Here is a 19,367-nt window from a genome sequence, read left to right as displayed (position 1 = left end):
GCACCATGCACAACGGAAGATTAGATGTCCGGCGCCGCAGCAGCGGCGCAATGCTGTATGCCGTATTAACCTTGCTTTGTCTTGTCGTTTTGCTGCCGATTGCGGTGCTGGTATCGGCATCATTTTCCAGCGAAAATGCGCTTGTCCAACATGGCTATTCGTTACTTCCGCAGCAGTTTACAACGGCCGCTTACGGCTACATCCTGAGCAATCCGCGGCAAATTCTGGCTTCGTACGGAGTGACCGTTTTTGTGACGATGGTCGGTACGCCGGCCAGTCTGCTGATTACGGCGCTGCTCGCTTATCCGCTGTCGCGCAAAGATTTCTTTTATAACCGCCAACTGAGCTTTTACGTTTTTTTTACGATGCTGTTCAATGGGGGGCTTGTGCCATGGTATATTGTAGTTACCCAAATATTCCATTTGAAGGATACGTTATGGGTGCTGATCGTGCTGCACTTGGTGACTCCATGGTATGTGCTGCTGATGCGCACTTTTTTCTCCGCGCTGCCGCATGAAATCGTCGAATCCGCCAAAATCGACGGGGTGGGCGAATACCGACTGTTTCTGCAAATTATACTGCCGCTTTCGGCTCCCGTATTGGCGACCGTAGGTTTGTTCAGCGCTTTGATGTTTTGGAACGATTGGTGGCTGGGCCTGCTGTATATCGAAGACCGGGATCTGATCCCGCTGCAGTATTTGCTGTACACGACCGTAAAAAATATCGAGGTGCTTGACTCGCTGCCAACCTCAACCGGAACGGCCATTCCGTCCGAATCCGCCAGAATGGCGATGGCCGTCATCGCGATCGGACCGATCGCTTTGCTGTATGCTTTTTTCCAAAAATATTTTGTAAGGGGCCTTACTGTTGGAGCGATTAAAGGTTAGGGTGGCGAAAATGAGCCTGATTCCATTCATTTCCGTACCAAGGAGCATGCTTGCCAGGATGGTGTTGTCTTTTACGATCGTCCTGGTCGTGCTTTTATTTGCGTTGTCTTCCATCTTGTATGTGAGCTTCGAGAATATCCAGACCAAGACGGTTACGGAAAACAATGCGAAGATTTTATCTCAGATCAGCTACAGTGCGAATTATTTAAACGATAACGCGAGAAATTTTACGTTTTCCGTGTTCGGCGATGCGGTGACGACCCAGTTGATGTATCAAAATCGGATCGATTATATGGACTTGATCGCTCAAGCGGGACGCCTTCGGGATTTGGCGCAAAAAAACGCCTCCGTTCACACTTTATACGTATACAACAAACGATTGGGGCAATATTTCTCCACGACGGATGCGCCGCTAAATGACGAAAGCAGCTTTTTCGATCAGGAAATGAACGCGATTATTGTGCAGGCATCCGGAGAACCGCGAAGTTTTTCGCCGATTCCGCGCTTGATCAAGCTGAATCCAAACGACCCGAATTCGGCCTCTACAAAGGTATATACATACAGTTTATACGATTTTTCTTCGGAAAAAGGCGGTGTCGAAGGCGCCGTCATCGTGAATATGAAGATCGAATATTTGCAGAACATCATCAACTCCCTCAAGCTTAAAAATAACATGTTTGAAGGCGAAATTGTCATCATCGACCGGGATGGAAAGGTGATGAACGATTCCGAATCGCATCCGTTTCTTTCTAATCTAAGCGATCAGCCTTTTGTAAACCGGGTGCTGCGGGCGCAAGGCGATTCGGGGTATTTTCTGGATACGGACACGGGCCGGGACATGCTCGTTTCGTACGTCTATTCGGATATATTAGGCTGGAAGTTTATTCAGGTGCTGCCTTATGAATTAATTACAAACCAGTTTCAACAAATGAAACAAATCACGATTGGGGTCTGCACTGCTGTGCTGCTGCTGGGTTTGCTTATTTCTTTGCTGGTGTCCCGCCGTCTGTATTCTCCGATTCGCAGCTTGGTCAGAAGGGTCGCCATAATGACGGATGCTCCGGCATCCCGCGAACGGCGCATCGACGAAGTCCGTTTGCTGACGCAAGCGTTTGACGAGACGTTCGATAAAGCGAAGCTGCTGGACCAGACGAAACGCGACATGCTGAGAATCCGCAAAAACGATGCGCTCGCGGGTCTGCTTTCCAGCGAATTTAACGGGTTCGAGCCGCTTTGTGCGCTATTTGGCAAATACGATATTCCTCTCAACCCGCGCCGCAGCGTTGTACTTATCACCTTGCTGATCGACCGCCGGGCCCGTTTCGCCGCTGCTTATTCGGTACAGGATCAGGCGTTGTTCACCTATGCCGTCATCAACGCGGCTCGAGAGCTTTTCGCAGAAATTGGCGATAGCGATGCCGTTGAATTGGAAAACAACCGGATCGTATTTCTTGTGCAGTTGAAGGACCAAGCGCTGGACGAGTTTAAGCACAACATTGTTTCCGTGATCGAACATATTCAGATGTGGTCGCAAATGCACCTTAGTCTTTCATTATCCGCTTCCTTTGGTTATATAGCTCAAGATTTTTCCGAGCTGAAGCAGCTTTACCGGGAGTCGGTCAACTTGTCCAAATACCGGCTTATTTATGGCCATAATTCCGTGGTTACCCCCGATATGTTGAAAGATCAGTCAACGGATCCGTTTAAGCTGTCCAAGCAGTTTGAGAAAAACTTGCATGATGCGTTGTTTAACGGAAAGCTGGAGGATGCCCGCACGGTGTATGAAGAGACGCTGTCGGGCATTGCCGGTTATTCTTATGATTCGGTCATGTCGGCGATGCTGTACGTGACTTCCAGCATGTATAACATGCTGAACATCGTGGAAGGAAACAGCTTGAACAAATTTAACGTTGACTTCAATTCGTTTATGCAGCATGTGACAAACGCGGAGACGATCGATGAAATCAACGAGCTTTTTTACGATTTGTTCACCCGCATTGCGGGCGTCGTTCACGACCGCAAGCATAAACGGACCAACGTGGTCACCGGCACCATCGTCAAATTGATCGAAGCCAATTACCGGGACAGTTCGCTTTGTCTGGAAAGCATCGCAAGTACGATCAATATGTCGAAGGTATATGCAGGCAAGTTGTTCCGGGAGGAGTTCGGGAAGTCTGTGGCCGATTACATCACGGAGCTGCGCATTGCCAAGGCGATCGAGCTGCTTGACGAGGGATCCAAGCATTTCAGCGACATTGTGGACGAGATTGGCATCGAGAATAAAAATTACTTCTACAAGCAATTTAAAGCCAAGGTTGGCGTTTCTTTAAGCGAATATAAGCTGAAATACGTCAATGACAGTGCCGAACCGCAAAGCAAATAAGGACAATCAACTACTTTTTATGAAAATCGTTCAATTTTACCGTGCAGCAACTTATATTATTGGCCACTTTTCATCGTATTTGCTGTTTTTCTCCTCCGAAATCGGGTGCCATACTTGATTTGCTGCGGGAGACCTGCAGACGAATCTGATTGAGCCAGGGAGGTTACTTATCATGAAGGCTGCAAAACGGAAGCTGCCCGTTTGGTTTGGCATTCCGCTGTTATTGGCGGTTGCCGCCAGCGGATGTACCGGGGGCAATACGGGTGATGGGAGCAAAGCTGTGGAAAAACCGCAGGATAAACCGAAGGAAACGGCGGCTAAGGCGCCGGAGGCCGGATCCGGAGCGGGTGGCACCGATGCGTCAAAGCTGCCGCCGGTGGAGCTGACTTATTATTATCAGGGGGCGCCGCAGAAAGATCTTAAGCTTGTGGAAGAAGCGATGAACAAAATCTTGAAAGCCAAAATCAATACGACAATCAAGCTGAACCAAATCGACCTCGGCAGCTTTGAGCAGAAAATGAACGTGATGACGGCGGCCGGAGATCCGTACGATCTGGTATTCACTTCTACATGGAGCAACAATTATTTTCAGAACGTAGCAAAGGGCGCTTACCTGCCATTGGACGAATTGCTCGACAAATATGCGCCGACGCTGAAAAAGACGGTACCTGCCAAAATGTGGGATGCGGCACGAGTCAACGGCAAAATCTACGGAGCGCTCAATTACCAGATCGTAGCTATGCCGTATGGCGTGAACATCCGCAAAGATTTGGCTGAAAAATATCATTTTGACGTTGATAAAACAACGAAATATGAAGATTTGGAACCATTATTGGATCAGGTCGTTAAAAACGAAAAGGGGATATATCCGGTCAAATTTTATACGAAGTGGGACCATTTTAATGTAGCCGCTCCTTATTTCGGTATGGATACGATCGGAGAAGACTCCTCGCCGGGCTGGTATTATTTAAACGATCCGAAAATCAAGGTCGTCAACCAGTATGAAACCCCGGAGTATAAGCAATTCAGCGAGCTGATGCGCAAATGGTATCTCAAAGGTTATTTCCGCAAAGACGCTGCCTCGGTGACAGATGTCACGGCGGAAATCAAAGCAGGCAAATATGCTGCGCAAATCGCCAAGCCGACAGGGCCTGGATCGGATACGGTGGATATTCTCCGTTTCGGCTTTGACGGAATTCTCAAATCGTACAGCAAACCGCTGGTTACGACGTCACGCACGCTGGCTACGCTGACCGCGATCAGTAAAACGTCCAAAAATCCGGAGCGGGCCATGATGTTCCTGGAGCTGATCAACACGGACAAAGAGCTGTACAATTTGATCGCCCATGGCATTGAAGGCAAACATTACGTATTTACGGATAAAGAAAAAGGTGTCATCGGTTTGCCGCCGGGAGCAACGCCGGAATCGATCGGTTATGCGCCGGGCACGGATTGGATGTACGGCAATCAGTTCAACAGCTATTACATTGATAAGCGAGACGTCGGCAACTGGGAGAAAACGATCAAACTTAATAACGAAGCGGATACGGCACCACTGCTTGGATTCAGCTTTAACCCCGAAACGGTTAAAACCGAACTCGCACAAACCGGTTCGGTCATTCAACAGTATCATTTTGCGCTGATTTCGGGTACGATCGACCCTGCGACAGGGCTGCCGGAGTTTCTCGATAAACTGAAGAAGGCGGGAGTAGATAAAATTATCGCCGAGAAGCAAAAGCAGGTTGACGAGTGGGTAAAAACGAAGAAATAGCAGAGGGCAGGAAATTGGCTTCACCCAAGCCAAAGTAATACGAGCCTTGCGAAAATGTAATGTGATGGCAAATCGTCTGTTCCAAATAGAAAAATGAAGCTGCTGCAAAGAGTTGTTCCCCCGTTGTTATCATGTAACCATCATGGGGGCTTCTTCTTCGGAGCAGCTTCTTTAGTTGTTTTCCGGCAAACGTACATCTGCATATGGAGATAAGGCGCAACCCGTTCACACTCCGCTACGACTTCAGCTTCCCGAAGAAATTCCCGGCAGCAAGCGTGGATGCGCCAAGCACGGTCGAACGGCTGTCCAGCGCCGAAAACTGCACCTCCAGCGGTTTGCGCGGATAAGGGAGCAGCCGCTGCTCCATCGTTTGCCGGATCGGCTCGTCCAGCCATTCGGCTGCAGCCGTAAGCCGTCCGCCGATGATGATCAGCTCGGGATTAAAGCTGTTGACGATGTTGACGAGCCCGATGCCGAGATGACGGCCAAGCTGCGCGAACAAGCCGGATATTTCGGCGCTGCCGATCTGAGCCGCTTCCTGCAGCAGGCTGTCCACATCGGCAGCGCTCCGGCCCAGACTGCTTTTCGCCGACTCAAGCAGCGCTTGCTCCGAGGCGTACAACTCCCAACAGCCGTAATTGCCGCAGCGGCATTGCGGCCCGTTCAGATCAATCGATTGATGGCCGATTTCACCGGAGAAGCCGGTTGCGCCCCGGTACAACTCGTCTTTTATAATGATCCCGGTGCCGATCCCGCTGCCCAAGCTGACATAGATCAGGTGGGCGGCGTCTTGGCCCGCTCCGTAACGTTTCTCGCCAACCGCACCGGCGTTTGCTTCGTTTTCAATGACGACAGGGATGCCGAACTCTTTCTCGATCTCCTGCTGGAGCGGCACATTTTCCCAGCCCAGATTCGGCGCAAACAACACGTTGCCGTGGTCGTCGCTGATGCCGGGAATGCCGATCCCGATGCCAACGACGCCGTACGGGCTTGCCGGCGCCTGCCGGAGCAGCTCGCGGATACAAGCTTTGACGTCCTCCAGGACGGAGGCGACGGAAGCATTGGCATGCGTCATGTTGTGCTCGCAGGCGGCTTCGCCATCCAGATCGGTAAGCAAGGCGTGAATGTAATTCACACCGAGATCGATTCCGATCACAAATCCCGCTTTGGCATGAAACAGCAGCATTACCGGCTTGCGGCCGCCGCTGGATTCCCCCGTGCCAATCTCGTATACCATGTGGCTGTCGATCCATTCGCTGACCAGGGTGGACACTGTCGCTTTAGTCAGGCCGGTCTTGCTTGCGATGGTCGCACGCGAGACGGGCGCATGCTGCTGGATATATTCAAGAACAATCGCTTTGTTCATTCGTTTAACAAGATTCAAATCGCCGGTTTTCTTCATAAAGGCCCCCATGTAAACACTATTTCATGATTGTATCATGAACGAATTTATTTTTGCACATTTAGTTAGTTTAATCAATTTACAAAGTCGTTAGTTGATGTTATGATAAATTTGGAAACGCTGCAATCGATACACAGCAAGGATTCATTTATTATTTTCGGAGGGGATTTATTATGGCATATTTTGGTCAAGTTTCGAAAATCGCGTATGAGGGCAGACAGTCCGACAATCCGCTGGCCTACAAATTTTACAATCCGGAGCAAGTGATCTTGGGCAAAACGATGAGGGAGCATCTGCGGTTTGCCGTCGCTTATTGGCACTCCTTTACCGGCAACGGCTCCGACCCGTTCGGCAGCGGTACGGCGGTACGCGGCTGGGATCGTTTCTCCGGCATGGATTTGGCTAAAGCCCGCGTGGAAGCATGTTTTGAGCTGCTGAACGTGCTGGATGTAGATTATTTCTGTTTCCATGACCGGGATATCGCTCCGGAAGGAGACACACTTCAAGAAACAAATAAAAACTTGGACGTCATCGTTGCGGAAATTAAAGAAAACATGAAATCGAGCGGGAAAAAGCTGCTTTGGAATACGGCCAACATGTTTACGAACCCAAGGTTTGTGCATGGCGCGGCTACGACCAGCAATGCGGACGTGTTCGCTTATGCGGCGGCTCAAGTGAAGAAGGCGCTAGAACACGGCAAGGAGCTTGGCGCGGAAAACTACGTGTTCTGGGGCGGCCGCGAAGGTTACGAGACGCTGCTGAATACCGACCTGGGGCTGGAGCTCGACAATCTGGCCAGATTTATGCACTTGGCGGTTGCTTATGCCAAAGAAATCGGCTTTGACGCCCAGTTCCTGATTGAACCGAAGCCTAAGGAGCCTTCCAAGCATCAATACGACTTCGATGCGGCGACAACGCTGTCGTTCCTGCGCCAATATGATCTGCTGCCGCATTTTAAGCTGAACTTGGAAGCGAACCATGCTACGCTGGCGGGACATACGTTCGAGCATGAACTGCGTGTGGCGCGTGTCAGCGGCGCTCTGGGTTCGATTGACGCCAACCAGGGAGATTTGCTGCTTGGCTGGGATACCGATGAATTCCCGACCGACTTGTACTCGACAACTTTGGCGATGTACGAAATTTTGCTTAACGAAGGTGGTATCGGACGGGGCGGTGTCAATTTTGATGCTAAAGTGCGCCGCGGTTCGTTTGAACCGATCGACGTAGTGTATTCGCATATCGCCGGGATCGACAGCTTTGCCCGCGGACTTCAAGTGGCAGCCAAGCTGATCGAAGACCGCGTATTGGAAAACGTCGTAGCCGACCGTTACGCTTCCTTCCAATCCGGCATCGGCGCGGATATCGTTTCCGGCAAAGCGGATTTCCGCTCGCTTGAGGCTTATGCGCTGCAAAACAACCCGATTCAGAACAAATCGGGACGTCTTGAACTGATCAAAAGCACGATCAATCAATATTTGCTTAACGCATAATCCGCTTGAAAAAGCAAAAAGACGGTGTCCATTCGCGGCACCGTTTTTTTGTTTGGCAAACAAAATATTTTTCAGCGTGGCATTCGCCGCAGGAAAATCCGGGAAAACAGAGAATAACTGTAATTGTACGCACCCTAATATAAAGAAGGATTGCCTTTATGAGTTTAAAAACAAAGTTATATCTCGGATCAGGCGTTGTGATTCTTCTTATGTCCGTGTTGTGCTGGTTTGTGCTGCAAATCCAATCCGTGCTGCAGCATAATATGAATGGGATCGTGGACAGATACGAGAAAGCCAGGCTTGCGGATACCAGCCGCTTTGAAATTAGCGAGATGGAGCGCAGGCTCTCATTAATGCTGCTGAACAAAGACAGCACGCAAATGCAAAAAGCGTTGGGGAAAATTCAAACGAACAAGGATAATGCCGTCGATGCGCTGAAAACGCTGGAAAACAAACAGTTGGACCCGATCGTAAAGGATCGCCTGCAGCAAGTTTATTTGGCTTTGGAAACCCATGACGAAATGGAGAGCCAGATTACGGCCGCGTTTGCGGCAAACAAGATGCCTGAAGCGACAAAGCTGCTGGAGCAGGATGTCAAACATATTAACGAATTGTTGTATCCGGCGATTGAACAAATGAGCAAATATCAGGACGATGAAATCGCTACGGCATCGGAAGAATCGACCAGGTTGAAACGGATCGCTTTGTGGACCGGTGTATTGCTTACTTTGTTTACCGTTCTGATGAGCATCAGTATTACATTTTGGATGACTCGCACCATCACACGCCGGTTAGGCCGCATGGTGCGCGTGATGAACGATATTTCCGACGGCCCTTATCAAGATTTGCCGCGTGTGGAGACGGAGGCTAGCGATGAATTGGGGCTTATGGCGGCATCGCTTAACCATATGTCGACGGCTTTGGAGGAACATGCCCTGCGGGAGCAGCAGTATCAGAAAGAGATGGAGGATGAAAGCTGGCTGCAGAGCAACTCGGCCGAGATTATGAATTTGCTGAGGGGCATACACGATGTCTCTGAGCTTGCCCAAGTTTTTATCTCGCATACGGCCAAAGCGATCGGATCTCCGTATGCCGTCTTTTATATTAAACAAAGTGAAAAGGACAGCGCGATCTTCGAAAGAGCCGGAGCTTATGCTTACGCCGGGTCTGCACTCGGCAAAAAAGCGTTCCGTGTAGGCGAAGGGCTTGTCGGCCAATGCGCTATGTCCGGCGAAGCCATCTCGTTGTCGCACGTACCTGAGAAATATGCCCCCGTTCAATCGGGACTGGGCCAAGCTCCGCCCTCTTATGTGCTGTTAATTCCGGTTTTGTATCACGGAACGGTCACCGCAGTGCTCGAATTTGCCGGTTTCACGGAAATTGGAGAGCTGGAGCGGAAATTGATCTCCGAGGTAACCGAACTGCTTGGGGTTGTCATCGACAGCGTGCAAAGCCATGTGCGAATTGAGCGCCTCTTATTTGAAGCGCATCAGCATCAGTCGGAACTTCAGTCGCAGGCGGAGGAACTGCAGAGCCAAGCCGAGGAATTGCTGCTTCAGCAGGAGGAATTACGCACCTCCAACGAGCAGTTGGAGAAGCAGCATAAGCAGTCCCAGCTCAGAGCCGACGAGCTGGAGCTGATTCGGGCGGAGCTGGAGCAGAAAGCACGCGAAGTGGAGATGGCCTCCGGCTATAAATCCGAATTTTTGGCCAATATGTCCCATGAGCTGCGGACACCGCTGAACAGCCTGCTTATTTTGGCCCAACTGCTGCTGGAAAATAAAGAGGGCACGCTGCTGCCCAAACAGCTTGAATTCGTCCGCACGATCCACCAGTCGGGCCATGAGCTGCTCCACTTAATTAACGATATTTTGGATATTTCCAAGGTTGAATCGGGCAAGATGGCGGTGGTGCCCGAGGAGTGTGTGTTAGAGGAACTAGTGGAAGGGCTGGAGAAGCGATTCCGGCCTATCGTGCAAAAGAAAGGGCTTGAATTTAACCTCAGTATCGATTCCGATGTGCCCAGAACGCTGTTTACGGACGGGCAGCGGCTGCAGCAAATTGTAACGAATTTGCTGTCCAACGCCGCCAAGTTCACGGAATACGGCGAAGTCAGGCTTGATATTTACATGCCCGGGGAAGAAGAGCGGAAGCGTGTCCGCAATGCCGGACAGGCCTCTTCCGTGGCAGCTTTTGCCGTTTCCGACACGGGGATCGGGATTTCAACGGAAAAACATCGGCTTATTTTCGAAGCGTTTCAGCAAGCTGACGGCTCCACCAGCCGCAGTTACGGCGGCACGGGACTGGGGCTTTCCATCAGCCGTCAGCTCGCCCAATTGCTGGGCGGCTCGATTTATGTGGACAGCGAACAGGGCAAAGGAAGCCGCTTTACATTATTCGTACCTGTAGCTCTCGAATCAAGCGGCAAGGAGAAAGATGGCGTGGTGCCGCTCGCGGCGCCGGCGGCAGCTGCGCCTAACGTTGCGAACGAAGCCGGACCTGTTGCGGCTCTGGCGGAGGCGGTGTCCGGATCGCGGGAAGCGGCTCCGGGACTTGAGCAGGCGCCAAGCGCAATGCCCGTTTCGGCGATAGGCGAATCTCTTCTGGACGGCAAACGCGTGCTGATTGTCGATGATGATATGAGAAATGTATTCGCCCTGACGACTGCGCTGGAAAGCCATGGAATGAAAGTCGCGTTTGCCGAGAACGGCGGAGATGCGATTGAACTGCTATGCAAAGGAGAGCCTGTTGACATTGTGTTGATGGATATTATGATGCCTAAGATCGACGGTTATGAGGCGATGCGGGCGATCCGGCGGATGCCGGAGCGGGCCGAGCTGCCGATTATTGCGCTGACCGCTAAAGCGATGAAGCAGGACCGCGAACGCTGCCTCGAAGCCGGGGCGTCCGACTATATCGGCAAACCTGTACAATTAAACCAATTGCTTTCACTTATCCGTGTTTGGCTCTATAGGTAGGTGACCACATGAGCCCTGATGTATTTGAACGTTCCGTCAAGGAGACTGCTCGCGAAGATGTTGAAGATATTGAGATCAAGCTGCTTCTGGAAGGCATATATCGAGCGTATGGATACGATTTCCGTGATTACTCCATGTCCACGATTCGCAGGCGTATTTGGCATAGGGTGAGGCTCGAGGGCATGTCCAGCATCACGGCATTGCTGGAGCGGGTGCTTCATCAGCCGTTGATGATGGAACGATTGTTTAGAGATTTCACGATTCATGTGACCGAGATGTTTCGTGATCCTTCATTTTTTTTGTCGCTGCGTCAAAATGTCATCCCTTGGCTGAAAACGCTGCCTTTTATTCGAATTTGGCACGCCGGCTGCTCGACCGGCGAAGAACCTTTCTCTATGGCCATCTTGCTGCATGAGGAAGGATTGCTTGATAAAGCGCGCATATATGCCACCGATCTCAACGACGCGTTGCTGAAACAAGCAATGACCGGGACCTATCCGCTCAACCGGATGAAGATGTATACACGAAATTATTTGCATGCCGGCGGCAATCGGCCGTTTTCGGAATATTACGCGGCGGAAGATAACAAGGCGCGATTCCATTCTTTTTTATCCGAGCATATCGTCTTCGCCCAACATAACCTTGCGACCGATCATTCTTTTAACGAATTTCACGTCATTATTTGCAGAAATGTACTGATCTATTTTAATAGGGACCTGCAGACCCGCGTCCATAAGCTGTTTTATGAAAGCCTGGGGCAGGGCGGCATATTGGGTCTTGGCAACAGGGAGACGATCTCATTTACTGTTTGCGAAAGCAGCTACAGCGGAATGGATGCTGCCGAAAGGCTGTACCGTAAAGTAAAATAATCCCGCTAGCATCCTATTCAGGTAAGGAATGAACATTTTATGGATGAAGCTCATGTACGTATTTTATTAGTGGATGACCGGCCGGAAAATATTATGGCGATGTCTTCGCTGCTCGAATCTCCCGATTATCTCGTCGTTACCGCAAGTTCAGGGAAAGAAGCGCTGCGCTGCGTTCTGAAGGATGACTTTGCATTGATTTTGCTTGATGTGCAAATGCCTGAGATGAACGGGTTTGAAACCGCCCGTTTAATTAAATCCAGGGACAAATCGAAGCATATCCCGATTATCTTTATTACAGCGCTCAGCCAAGCGAAGGAAAACGTCATTCAAGGTTATGAAACCGGTGCCATCGATTTTATTTTTAAGCCGTTTCATGCGGAAGCATTAAGGCATAAGGTCGAGGCGTTCGTCAATTTCTACCGTCATCAAAGAACATTAAACGAACAAAACGAGCTAATCAAAATAAGGAGCGCCGAACTGGAGGAAATGAACCTCAAGTTACTGCGGACTGCGGAAGAGTTGCATCAAACGGAGGCGCTGGCTAGGGTCATCGGTGAAACCTCCTCCGATACGATATTAACTCTGGATGCCGAAGGCAGGATCATTGCCGCCAATCCCGCCTTAAAGGCGATGTTTGGCATCTCCGAAGAAGACGCTTTTGGCTGCTTGGTGACGAAACTGCTGCCGAAGTGTAAGGAAACGCCCGAGGCTTATTTTACGACAGCCGAGAACGGGCAGCACATCGTTGAAACCATGGCGCGCCATATGGGAGGTCACGACTTTCCCGTTGAAGTGCACAGAGGAAAAGCTTCGCTCGGAGGACGGAGCATCTATGTGTATTCCATCCGCGACATCACCGTCCGCAGGCAGCTTGAGCTGGAGCGGGACATGCGGTTCCATGAACTGGAGCATCAAGTGGCTGAAAGAACGGAGGAGCTCCAGGAATCCAACGATTCGCTGAGAGACATTCTGGAGAGCATCACGGACGGTTTTTTCACCGTAGACAACTCATGGCGGTTTTTATATGTCAACCGCGAGGCTGAAAAAATGCTGCGCATCCGCCAAGACGATGTCATTGGGCACAGCATGTGGGATGTTCTGCTCGAATCCGACAGCATGACATTCCGTCAGCTGCATCAGGCGGCGTTACAAGGTACACCAACTCATTACGAGGTGTATTCGCAGCTTACCGGCTGTTGGCTGGAGGTTCGCGTTTATCCGAAAAAGCAAGGGCTTTCCGTCTATTTCACCGATACCTCTGTAAAAAAACGGATGGAAGAGGACCTGCGGAATTCCCAAGCCAGGTTTCATAAAATATTTCAGGCGAGTCCCAGCCTGATTTCCATTCATTCTACCAAAGACGGCCGCATTCTGGATGTGAACGACAGCTGGACGAGTTATACCGGCTATACTCACGAAGAAGCTGTCATGAAAAGCGTCGATTTAAACATAAAAACCGGAGCCGACGATGAGGCGGAGTTGTGGACAGCAAGTTCGGACAAGGTTGTGCATGGGATCAAAATTTCTTACTCTACGCGTTCTGGCGTTGTCCGCACCGGATTGCTGTCGACGGAACGGATTGAAATTCAAGGGGAGCATTGTGTGCTCACCGTGATTACCGATATTACGGAACGAGTAGAGCTAGAACTGGAGATGTCCAGATTGGACCGCTTGCATCTGGTAGGTGAGATGGCCGCCGGTCTGGCGCATGAGATCCGCAATCCGATGACAACGGTTCGCGGTTTTTTGCAGATCGCAAAAACAAGCACACAAAGAACATCAGGGGAAATTATCAATCTGATGGTGGAGGAATTGGACCGCGCCAATACGATTATTACCGAATTTCTTTCATTGGCCAAAAACAAAACGGCCGACCGCAAAGCGCAATCTCTAAACAGTATCGTGGAGGCGATGTTTCCGCTTATCCAAGCGGAGGCCATGCTGACGGGAAAAGCGGTTCAACTGCAGCTCGGCAAGGCGATGCCGCTTTATTTGGACGAGAAGGAAATTCGCCAGATGCTGCTCAATTTAGCCTTAAACGGCCTTGAAGCGATGCAGCCCGGCGGACAGCTCATTATTCGCACGAACACCAACGGCACGGAAAGCCATCCTGTCATCCTGGAGGTGGAGGATCAAGGCACCGGCATCCAAAAGGAAGTGCTGGATAAGCTGGGCACTCCGTTTTTTACGACCAAGGAGAAAGGGACCGGCCTGGGCCTTGCCGTCTGTTACACGATTGCCGCCCGTCATAACGCCAAGCTGGAGGTCACAACAGGACCGGCGGGAACCGTGTTTTCGATCCGCTTTGCGCTCCATCCGCTGATTGAAAATTTCGCCTGATAACACCGGGGGCTGCCTTTCATCCGGCTGCCGCCCGTTCTTATTGCTTATGCAGCTTGCGGTACTGCAGCGGGGCGACGCCGGTAATCGTTTTGAACACACGTCCGAAGTGGGTGCTGTTCTCGAAGCCGACTTTCTCCGTAATGGCCGTAATATTAAACTTGGTCGATTTCAACAGTTTTTGCGATTCTTTAATGCGCACTTGATTGACGTAATCGACAAAGGTAAATCCGGTTACTTCCTTGTAGATGCGGCTCAAATAAAATTGGCTCATATGAAAGCGGTCGGCGAGCAGCTTAAGGCTGATCGGCTCGTGATAATGCTCATTAATAAATTTGGCGATATCCGACACGCGTTGATGAAGCGTATTCGGGTATTCGGGCTGTTTGACCGTCGTTAGCCGCGCATACCGGCGTGTGACCAGCAGCAGCTCGGCCAACATGATGCGGATGTACTGCGGGGAGTCCTCGTCGTCGAGTTTGTACTCAAGCAGCATTTTATCAAGCATGGCTGCAATTTGCATTTGTTCCTTGCTGCCAAGCCGCAGCAGCGGATAAGAACCGAACAGCTCGGTCAGTTCCCCGTGTCTGTCCTGAATGAAGTTTTCCGCGAATTCCGTTTTGAAGTTAATCAAAATACGTTCGTGATTGGAAGAATAAGCCTCCGTTGTGCGGTGCAGCACATTGGGTTCAATCAGCACAAGGTCGCCCGGGCGCACATGATACGTTCTGTCTTTAATAAAATAAAACCGTTCACCCGAGCACATATAGTAAATTTCGTATGAGTCGTGAGCGTGATTGTTGGTCATGCTGTAGGTGCCGGTTCGTTTGACATGGTCAATTAAAAACGGACCCAGCCGGGGTTTCGAAAATTCCACGATGGTTCACAACCTTTCCTTCTGTCCATTATAACAAAAATTGTTGAAAAAAACTTATGAAAGCAAAAATCGTAATGTTTTCATATTTTTTTTGCATTACAATAAGGGCAAGTTAACCACTTATTACTCAGGAGGAATCATACTATGTCTCGCACAAGATATGCGCAAGTCGGAGCCGGGGGCCGCGCTCAATTTTTTTACGTAGCCGTTGCCCGTGACTTTAAAGATTCGGCGGAGATGGTCGCTTTTTGCGATGTAAACCAAACCCGGATGGATTATGCCAACAGACGGCTGCAGGAGCATGGGGCGGAAGCGGTTCCGACCTATAAATCCGAGCAGTTCGACCAAATGATCGCCGACACGAAACCGGATGTTGTCATTGTTACTTCGATCGACCGCACGCATCACAAATATATTATCCGCGCTATGGAGCTGGGCTGCGACGTATTGTCGGAGAAACCGATGACCGTGGACGAAACGAAATGCCAGGAAATTCTCGATGCGATCAAGCGGACCGGACGTAATCTGCGTGTTGCGTTTAACTACCGCTATTCGCCGCACAATACCAAAATTCGCGAGTTGATCAGCGACGGCGTGATTGGCGATGTGACGTCGGTGCACTTCGAATGGCTGCTCAATACCAAACACGGCGCCGATTACTTCCGCCGCTGGCACCGCAACAAGCGCAACAGCGGGGGGCTTCTCGTACACAAGTCCACTCACCATTTCGATTTGGTGAATTTCTGGATCGCCTCGCAGCCTAAGCTTGTTTTTGCGCAGGGGGATCTGATGTTCTACGGACGCGAAAATGCCGAAAAACGCGGGGTCACGGAGTTCTACTCGCGCGCCCGCGGCAGCGAAGCGGCTAAGGACGACCACTACGCTTTGCACCTGGAAGAAAATCCACAACTTAAGGCGCTGTACGCCGATGCCGAACATGAGGACGGATATTACCGCGATCAGAGCGTATTTGGCGACGGAATCGATATCGAAGATACGATGAGCGTGCTTGTCCGCTACAAAAACAACGTGATGCTGACATACTCCTTGTACGCGTATTCCCCTTGGGAAGGCTTCCGCGTTGCCTTTAACGGCACAAAGGGCCGGATCGAGATGGAAATTGTGGAACAATCGTATGTGAACTCCGGCGGCGACCAAGGTCTTGAAGGCGCGGTAGTCGGCAAGAAAATTTTGGTTCATCCGATTTTCGAGAAGCCGTACGAAGTCAAAGTCGAAGAGAAAAAAGGCGGCCACGGAGGCGGCGATCCTGTGCTGCTTAACGATCTGTTTGCCGCGGAGAAGACGCCGGACCGCTTTAATCGGGCTGCGTCCCATATCGATGGCGCAATGTCGATATTGACCGGCATCGCCGGAAATATTTCGATTCGCACCGGGATGCCCGTCAAGGTGGACGACCTGGTTAAATTTTAATAAATATCTAACTGACAGCTGCCTGAACAGGCGGCTGTTTTTCGTTGAATTTAAGCAAATTTTATCTTTTGGGGATTAGCGGAAAGCTGGCATAAGGGATGAGTAGCGAGCGGATAAGTGAAAGCGGCCGTTTTTAACATCGTGGTCTAACCACAACATTTAATCCTGAGGGCACGATGTTAACGAGCGGGCGGACAATGTTGTCAGGTTAGCGATAATGGCTGATAATCGGATCTCGATCGTATTGGCTGCATTAGCGCAATCTACCGGGTTCATGGAGTAAACCGGAATCATAAAATGCTTGAATATGCTTGAATACAGCAAATGGAAAGATTTCGATTCGTTCGACCTTGATTAAAGCTGATTGTTGCTGGCTGTCAGTAGCGGACATCTTCGTCTCCATGGTTGGCGTTGCCTTATGCCTGCGAACGTCATGCCCAACGCTTACGGACAGGAGCGCGCTTATTTGGCAAAAAAATCGGAGTTTGTTTTTTTACGGACACCGGCGCCTTTATTTGTCCAAAAAAGTCAAGGAAACCGTGATAGAAGGCAAAATAAGAGCGGCGGTGTCCGTTACATGTAGTAAACCTCAAATTTGGTTTACATTGCAGCGCTCACGTCCGTTGGAGCGGAGGCTTCTCTAACTTCGGGGGATGCACGATGAATCGACAGTTTCACTCTACTCAGTTCGCTATCCACATCGTCAAGTTGTCCGGCCGCGGCGACAAGGAGGTCGAGCAACTGTTCCATCCCATTGGGTTCTATGTCCAGAACGAGTCGCGACGCATAAAAGAAGCTTGATCATCCGCGTGACGACATTGGTCCGTCGACTTCTTATCCTAGCAACATTGCATACTCATCCCTGCCCCAACGCGCTAAACGTAACTCATCGCATCAAAATAGAGCGTCCAGAGATTTTTACCGGACGTTTTTATTCTTATGAGCAAGCGCTCCACTCAATTTTTCGTGAGGATTGTATAGGCAGCACCTGTCGAATGAGATACAATGGACATGTCGAATTGGCAGGAGTTGGATCGATTTGTGCGCTCGCCCGGGAAATAAAACAAGCTTTGCCTGCGCAAAACTCAGCAGCGCTTACGAAACAACTTGTTTACACAAAGCTTAGGCAGCGCTTACGAAGTGAGCTTTACTTCGCAAAGCTTTTAGGAGATGATAACATGCGGCTGTTGGAAACCGTGCTGGTCACGTGCGCGGGAGGCGTATTGTTTACGCTGCTGCACATTCCGCTGGGCTGGATGTTAGGTCCGCTTGCTGCGGCGATGTTCTGGATTGCGTATATGAAACGCCCTCTGGTCTGGACCGTGAAAGCGCGGGACGCAGGCCTTGTGATCCTCGGTTATATGATGGGGATTACGTTTACGAAAGACACGGGCAGGCAGATTGCGATGCAGCTGCCGTCGATGATAACCGCCACGCTGCTTACGGTTGCATTTAGCTTGCTCACGGCGTATTGGGTCGCCAAAAAAACAAAAATTACGATGGCTAGCAGCGTAATCGGCAGCATCCCCGGCGGGCTGTCACAGATGGTCGTGCTGGCAGAGGAAGTCAAAGGCGCGGATGAAACCCAGGTCGCTTTTATGCAGACGCTCCGGGTGCTTGCGGTTATCTTTATCGTGCCGTTTATGGCGGTTCACGGCTTGGCCGAGCAAGCGGACGGGATTGCGGCCGCCGCCCCGCAAGGAAGTTATGCCGATTGGTTCTCGCAGCCTTATAGCTCGCCGCTCATTATCGCCGCCGTGCTGGCCAGCTGCTGGTTCGCCGTCAAGCTGCGTTTTCCGACACCGTATATGGTTGGCCCGATTATCGCCGGAGCGGTGCTGGCCGTGGCCGGGGCGCATACGCCACAACTGCCGCAGCTGCCCATTATCATCGCGCAATGGATGATCGGCACTTACATGGGAGTGACGACACAACTCAGCAGCCTGACGAATTGGAAAAAGCTGCTTCCTTACACCATACTCAGCGGGATTGGTGTCGTGTTGTTTTCGCTTGCTTTTGCTTATGGGCTTAGCTGCCTGTATCCGGTCACGCTGCTTTCGGCGTTCTTAAGCACGGCGCCCGGCGGCATGACCGAAATGGGTGTCACCGCGGCGATTACCCATGCCGACATCACGATGATCGTCGCTTATCAAATGTTCCGCATTTTATTTATTTTGTTTGTGGTGCCGCCGCTGCTCAAGTGGGGCCTGCGCAGGTTTGAGCGGGCATGATTGCAAGCTGCACCTAACAATTCGTATGTTTGGGCATCCGCTTTCGCTAGAACGACAACCGCAATAGACGAGATTTCTCCGGGGCACCGGGAACACGCGATGCACGGGCCGGATGGCCGCCGCCGGCGCGGCGGCATTGTCCCGTATTGCATCCGGATGATGGCCAATCCGATCCTCATCTTTATGTATTACAAGAACCAATTTTTAATATAATCGATCCCCATTTCTATATAATACAATAGTCCGCCCAGCTTTTTACCCCACTTAATCAATTCAATGAGCCATTGCCAATTGCTTAAAAATTTAACAACAGTGACTACCAGTATAACCACCGACAAGAAAAGACCTGCTATTTGCAATGTTTGCATTCGGAAATACTGTAACAGTTTCAGGTTCATTTGCAATAATGAAGCGTCATCCGGGCGATCAGGCATCTCATTTATTTGCTTGGCAAGACGAATCAATACGGCGAAAATGATAATTTGGACGATACCTACGACGGTCCCAAAGCCAAATTGGACAAAACCTATAAATACTTGAAATACACCAAAAGCCAAATAAAGGAATGCTGTGATTTTCATCCAAAACGCCAGTTTTATCCAAACCTCATTTATACCTAATGGCCGGCTTGATGAAATGCTTTTTGAAACGCCTGTCTCGTTAAAGTTCTTTGTTTGACTGAGGTCCGTTTGTGTTTGACTTTCCATT

At 50.4% G+C, this 19,367-nt stretch carries 12 protein-coding genes; 9 read left to right on the top strand and 3 right to left on the bottom strand.

Going from position 1 to position 19,367, the window contains the following annotated elements:
• The first annotated feature begins 5 nt into the window (after positions 1 to 5).
• The 3 genes from EYB31_RS10160 (at position 6) to EYB31_RS10150 (ending at position 5,041) form a co-directional block, all read left to right on the top strand.
• The gene (locus EYB31_RS10160; RefSeq protein ID WP_206105449.1) at positions 6 to 887 is read left to right on the top strand and encodes a carbohydrate ABC transporter permease; all 882 of its coding nucleotides are present in this window, start codon (positions 6 to 8) and stop codon (positions 885 to 887) included.
• A 46-nt stretch (positions 888 to 933) separates the two neighbouring features.
• Positions 934 to 3,270, top strand: coding sequence for an AraC family transcriptional regulator (locus EYB31_RS10155; protein ID WP_165452321.1), 2,337 nt, complete (start codon positions 934 to 936; stop codon positions 3,268 to 3,270).
• A 172-nt stretch (positions 3,271 to 3,442) separates the two neighbouring features.
• Positions 3,443 to 5,041: an ABC transporter substrate-binding protein gene (locus tag EYB31_RS10150; RefSeq protein ID WP_131013184.1), complete on the top strand. Its 1,599-nt coding sequence runs from the start codon at positions 3,443 to 3,445 to the stop codon at positions 5,039 to 5,041.
• A gap of 235 nt (positions 5,042 to 5,276) precedes the next feature.
• Here EYB31_RS10150 and EYB31_RS10145 read toward each other — a convergent pair whose 3' ends face one another.
• The gene (locus tag EYB31_RS10145; protein ID WP_131013183.1) at positions 5,277 to 6,443 is read right to left on the bottom strand and encodes an ROK family transcriptional regulator; all 1,167 of its coding nucleotides are present in this window, start codon (positions 6,441 to 6,443) and stop codon (positions 5,277 to 5,279) included.
• A gap of 173 nt (positions 6,444 to 6,616) precedes the next feature.
• Between EYB31_RS10145 and xylA the strand changes: the two genes are divergently transcribed.
• From xylA to EYB31_RS10125, 4 genes are all read left to right on the top strand, one after another.
• Positions 6,617 to 7,933: a xylose isomerase gene (xylA, locus tag EYB31_RS10140; protein WP_131013182.1), complete on the top strand. Its 1,317-nt coding sequence runs from the start codon at positions 6,617 to 6,619 to the stop codon at positions 7,931 to 7,933.
• A gap of 158 nt (positions 7,934 to 8,091) precedes the next feature.
• Positions 8,092 to 10,911, top strand: a complete 2,820-nt coding sequence (locus EYB31_RS10135) for a response regulator (protein WP_131013181.1) — start codon at positions 8,092 to 8,094, stop codon at positions 10,909 to 10,911.
• Positions 10,912 to 10,919: 8 nt separating this feature from the next.
• Positions 10,920 to 11,780, top strand: a complete 861-nt coding sequence (locus EYB31_RS10130) for a CheR family methyltransferase (RefSeq protein ID WP_131013180.1) — start codon at positions 10,920 to 10,922, stop codon at positions 11,778 to 11,780.
• 39 nt (positions 11,781 to 11,819) lie between these two features.
• The gene (locus EYB31_RS10125; RefSeq protein WP_131013179.1) at positions 11,820 to 14,120 is read left to right on the top strand and encodes a PAS domain S-box protein; all 2,301 of its coding nucleotides are present in this window, start codon (positions 11,820 to 11,822) and stop codon (positions 14,118 to 14,120) included.
• A gap of 40 nt (positions 14,121 to 14,160) precedes the next feature.
• On the opposite strand, the gene EYB31_RS10120 is transcribed toward EYB31_RS10125, so the two are convergent.
• Complete coding sequence (locus EYB31_RS10120; RefSeq protein ID WP_240762264.1) at positions 14,161 to 14,997, bottom strand: helix-turn-helix domain-containing protein; 837 nt, start codon at positions 14,995 to 14,997, stop codon at positions 14,161 to 14,163.
• A gap of 144 nt (positions 14,998 to 15,141) precedes the next feature.
• Between EYB31_RS10120 and EYB31_RS10115 the strand changes: the two genes are divergently transcribed.
• Both EYB31_RS10115 and EYB31_RS10110 read left to right on the top strand, forming a co-directional pair.
• A complete protein-coding gene (locus EYB31_RS10115) occupies positions 15,142 to 16,428 on the top strand; it encodes a Gfo/Idh/MocA family oxidoreductase (RefSeq protein WP_131013178.1) in 1,287 nt (428 codons plus the stop codon).
• A 1,178-nt stretch (positions 16,429 to 17,606) separates the two neighbouring features.
• Positions 17,607 to 18,659 (top strand): AbrB family transcriptional regulator, encoded by a 1,053-nt coding sequence (locus EYB31_RS10110; RefSeq protein WP_131013177.1) that lies wholly within the window; start codon positions 17,607 to 17,609, stop codon positions 18,657 to 18,659.
• Positions 18,660 to 18,847: 188 nt separating this feature from the next.
• Here EYB31_RS10110 and EYB31_RS10105 read toward each other — a convergent pair whose 3' ends face one another.
• The gene (locus EYB31_RS10105; protein ID WP_131013176.1) at positions 18,848 to 19,366 is read right to left on the bottom strand and encodes a hypothetical protein; all 519 of its coding nucleotides are present in this window, start codon (positions 19,364 to 19,366) and stop codon (positions 18,848 to 18,850) included.
• Between the last annotated feature and the right edge of the window lies 1 nt (position 19,367).

It is taken from the genome of Paenibacillus thalictri (assembly GCF_004307995.1).
Lineage (GTDB): Bacteria > Bacillota > Bacilli > Paenibacillales > NBRC-103111 > Paenibacillus_AF > Paenibacillus_AF thalictri.
The sequence above is the reverse complement of the archived record's forward strand: the minus strand, read 5'-3'. Positions and strand labels throughout refer to the sequence as shown.

Bases quoted from the DNA above. Each gene is read 5' to 3' on its own strand.
- EYB31_RS10160 (WP_206105449.1), top strand. From the start codon at position 6: ATGCACAACGGAAGATTAGATGTCCGGCGCCGCAGCAGCGGCGCAATG.
- EYB31_RS10110 (WP_131013177.1), top strand. From the start codon at position 17,607: ATGCGGCTGTTGGAAACCGTGCTGGTCACGTGCGCGGGAGGCGTATTG.
- xylA (WP_131013182.1), top strand. From the start codon at position 6,617: ATGGCATATTTTGGTCAAGTTTCGAAAATCGCGTATGAGGGCAGACAG.
- EYB31_RS10145 (WP_131013183.1), bottom strand. From the start codon at position 6,443: ATGAAGAAAACCGGCGATTTGAATCTTGTTAAACGAATGAACAAAGCG.
- EYB31_RS10135 (WP_131013181.1), top strand. From the start codon at position 8,092: ATGAGTTTAAAAACAAAGTTATATCTCGGATCAGGCGTTGTGATTCTT.
- EYB31_RS10155 (WP_165452321.1), top strand. From the start codon at position 934: ATGCTTGCCAGGATGGTGTTGTCTTTTACGATCGTCCTGGTCGTGCTT.
- EYB31_RS10150 (WP_131013184.1), top strand. From the start codon at position 3,443: ATGAAGGCTGCAAAACGGAAGCTGCCCGTTTGGTTTGGCATTCCGCTG.
- EYB31_RS10125 (WP_131013179.1), top strand. From the start codon at position 11,820: ATGGATGAAGCTCATGTACGTATTTTATTAGTGGATGACCGGCCGGAA.
- EYB31_RS10130 (WP_131013180.1), top strand. From the start codon at position 10,920: ATGAGCCCTGATGTATTTGAACGTTCCGTCAAGGAGACTGCTCGCGAA.
- EYB31_RS10115 (WP_131013178.1), top strand. From the start codon at position 15,142: ATGTCTCGCACAAGATATGCGCAAGTCGGAGCCGGGGGCCGCGCTCAA.
- EYB31_RS10105 (WP_131013176.1), bottom strand. From the start codon at position 19,366: ATGGAAAGTCAAACACAAACGGACCTCAGTCAAACAAAGAACTTTAAC.